The organism is Lelliottia sp. RWM.1 (assembly GCF_016859735.1).
Taxonomy (GTDB): Bacteria; Pseudomonadota; Gammaproteobacteria; order Enterobacterales; family Enterobacteriaceae; genus Enterobacter.
In genome coordinates, this window is record NZ_WLVC01000107.1 from 1 (window position 1) to 2907 (window position 2907).

Consider the following 2907-nt stretch of genomic DNA (forward strand, 5'->3'; position numbering starts at 1 on the left):
AGGGGTCTGACGCTCAGTGGAACGAAAACTCACGTTAAGCAACGTTTTCTGCCTCTGACGCCTCTTTTAATGGTCTCAGATGTCCTTTGGTCACCAGTTCTGCCAGCGTGAAGGAATAATGGCCGAGCATATTGATATGTCCGTGGCAAAGCGGGGAGAGGCGTGCGATATCTTCATCATTCAGTGTTTCACCCTGCGCCCGGAGATGATCCAGGGCTGCCTGCATATAAATAGTGTTCCATAACACGACGGCGTTAGTGACCAGCCCCAGTGTGCCCAGTTGATCTTCCTGACCGTCGGTATATCGTTTTCTTATCTCACCTTTTTGACCGTGACAGATGGCTCTGGCAACGGCATGGCGACTTTCTCCCCGATTAAGCTGGGTCAGAATGCGCCGGCGGTAATCTTCATCATCAATATAATTAAGCAGATACAGCGTTTTGTTGATGCGCCCCACTTCAATGATTGCCTGAGTCAGTCCGGAAGGACGTTCACTTTTCAGCAATGAACGGACCAGCACTGAAACCTGTACTTTGCCCAGCTTCAGGGAGCCAGCGGTCCGGATCATTTCGTCCCACTGAAGGACTATTTTTCGGGGATCTGATTGCCCTCTGGCAATATCATTCAGCACGCCATAGTCGGCATCATGGTCCATTCGCCAGAAAACCGAAGCACCGGCATCAGCCAGGCGTGGAGAAAACTGGTATCCCAGCAGCCAGAAAAGGCCAAAGACAAGTTCGCTGGCACCTGCTGTATCGGTCATAATTTCGGTTGGATTCAGCCCGGTCTCCTGTTCCAGAAGACCTTCCAGCACAAAGATAGAGTCCCTCAGCGTCCCCGGTATAACGATGCCATGAAAGCCGGAATACTGATCGGACACAAAGTTGTACCAGGTGATCCCTCTGTTATTACCAAAGTATTTGCGGTTCGGTCCGGCATTGATTGTTCTGACTGGCGTAACAAAGCGCATTCCATCTGCAGATGCCACTTCTCCTCCACCCCATATCTGTGCCAGTGGCAGCGTTGCCTGAAAATCAACCAGTCTGGCATTAGCGCTGGTGATAGTTTCAGCCCGCAGATAGTTCGCTTTTGTCCAGTTCAGCCGGTGTCGGGTCAGTGCAGGAACATTTGATCTGATCAGTGGTTCCAGACCGATATTGCAGGCTTCAGCCATCAGCACGGCGCTGATGCTGACGGGCAGATCATCAACTCTGGCACTGGCTTCACTAGCATGGAAAAACTCATCAGCAAATCCGGTATGGGCGTTAATTTCGAGCAGCAACTCCGTTAAATCCACCGGAGGGAGTAGATCACTGATCATTTTGCTCAGTCGTTTCAGACTGTCCGGCTCATCAAGACTGGCGAGGGGAGAAATTGTCAACCGGGGCTTCGGGCCAGAAACATCGAGTTCGACAGCCTCATTTTCGCAAAGACGTGCAGCAACCTGTCTGTAACGACTATCAAGCTGATGACCCAGAGATTTTATTGCTTCCTGCGGGTCTGTCGGGTGCCCCAAAGAACGATAAACCTTAATCCGGTTTGCCTGCCAGTCAGCACCCTGTAGTAATCTTGCACGAGGATCTCCCCACCGGTTACTGCCGGTAACGTAGACATCCCTCCGCCTCAGACTATCCTGCAGTTTACTGAGAAAGCAGAGCGTGTATCCCCTGCGGGTGATATGTTTTTCCTTGTTAATCACCAGCCGTTTCCATGACCGACTGATAATTTCCGTTGGTGCGTCGTCAAAAAACTGCCGCCGTGAGCTGAACTCCCGGCTGAGGTAGTCACAGGCATTCAGAGTGGTAACCCCGGCAGGTGCGGATGAAAATTTAACGGTATTCAGCAGATGGGGCAGGAAACGACGAACGCGCCCGTACTGCTCCACCATTTCTTCATGAAAATTATCGTCTGAGGGCCGGGCAATTTCACGGACAAGCGTGATGATTTCAGCCAGCTTTTGCCTTGGGATGTAGCTGAACACCTCAGCACGAATCGATTCGTCCGGTGTTTCTTCTTTCAGCAGGTACGAACATGCGCTGGCGAGCGCCAATGCAGATTTATCCAGATCCTTCAGCGAGCGGAGCCGTTTTTTCTGCCCAATCTTTCTGGCGTCACGGATGATAACGGCCAGCATGGCGTCCAGAACGTCCAATGCATCATCCAGCGCCAGCGTTTCCCATGCAAGGACAAAGGCAACCAGAACCGCCATCCTTTTCTGCGGTGACATCCTGGCAATATTGAACACCGAAGTCATACCAGCATAACGTGCGAGATTTTTCAGGCGCACAGCCGGGAGTGTACTCAGGTTTTCAGCATGCAGGCCAAAATCGTTCAGAGTTTTCCAGCGTTCAATTGCTTCATTAAACGCCGGACCACTGATGGTCACAGGGCCCTTTTTCAGTGATTCCAGTAAAGACAGGCGGCTGCAATCAGTTGGCCCCAGCAGCATCTCCAGCTGTGAACGCTGTTCGGCTGACGGTATCAGTGCCAGTTTGTTCCACAGGCGCAACGTCGCCTTTTCCCTTACCTCTGAAATCAACCGGGTCAGCGTAGTGGCTCCGGGGAGAATAATACGATGTTGCATAAGCCACCCTGTCGCCAGATCGAAAAGCAGGCCAGGACGTTCGTTGCTTATCCAGCTCCGGGTATATAAAAGACGGGTAAGGCGAAATGTCCAGGGCCAGGCAAATTCACGATACTGATAGTGCTGACGTATCAGCGCTGCATGCTCACGGCGGGTATTTTCCCTCTGACCGTATTCTGCAAGAACGGTGATATCACGAATCCCGAGCTGTCTGGCGGTAAAATGCCGGACGCCGGAAGGAATATGATTCATATCGGTGAGGAAGGTGCCCAGAAAACGGACACATCCAATTTGCAGGGCAATGCCCAGACGGTTGTGATCAC

Annotated in this window: 1 protein-coding gene; it reads right to left on the reverse strand. The window is 51.8% G+C overall.

Going from position 1 to position 2907, the window contains the following annotated elements; all coding sequences use genetic code 11:
• Positions 1-34: 34 nt before the first annotated feature.
• Positions 35-2907 (reverse strand): Tn3-like element Tn3 family transposase (locus GF617_RS26655; protein ID WP_104774152.1); only part of this gene is annotated, 2873 nt, incomplete at its 5' end.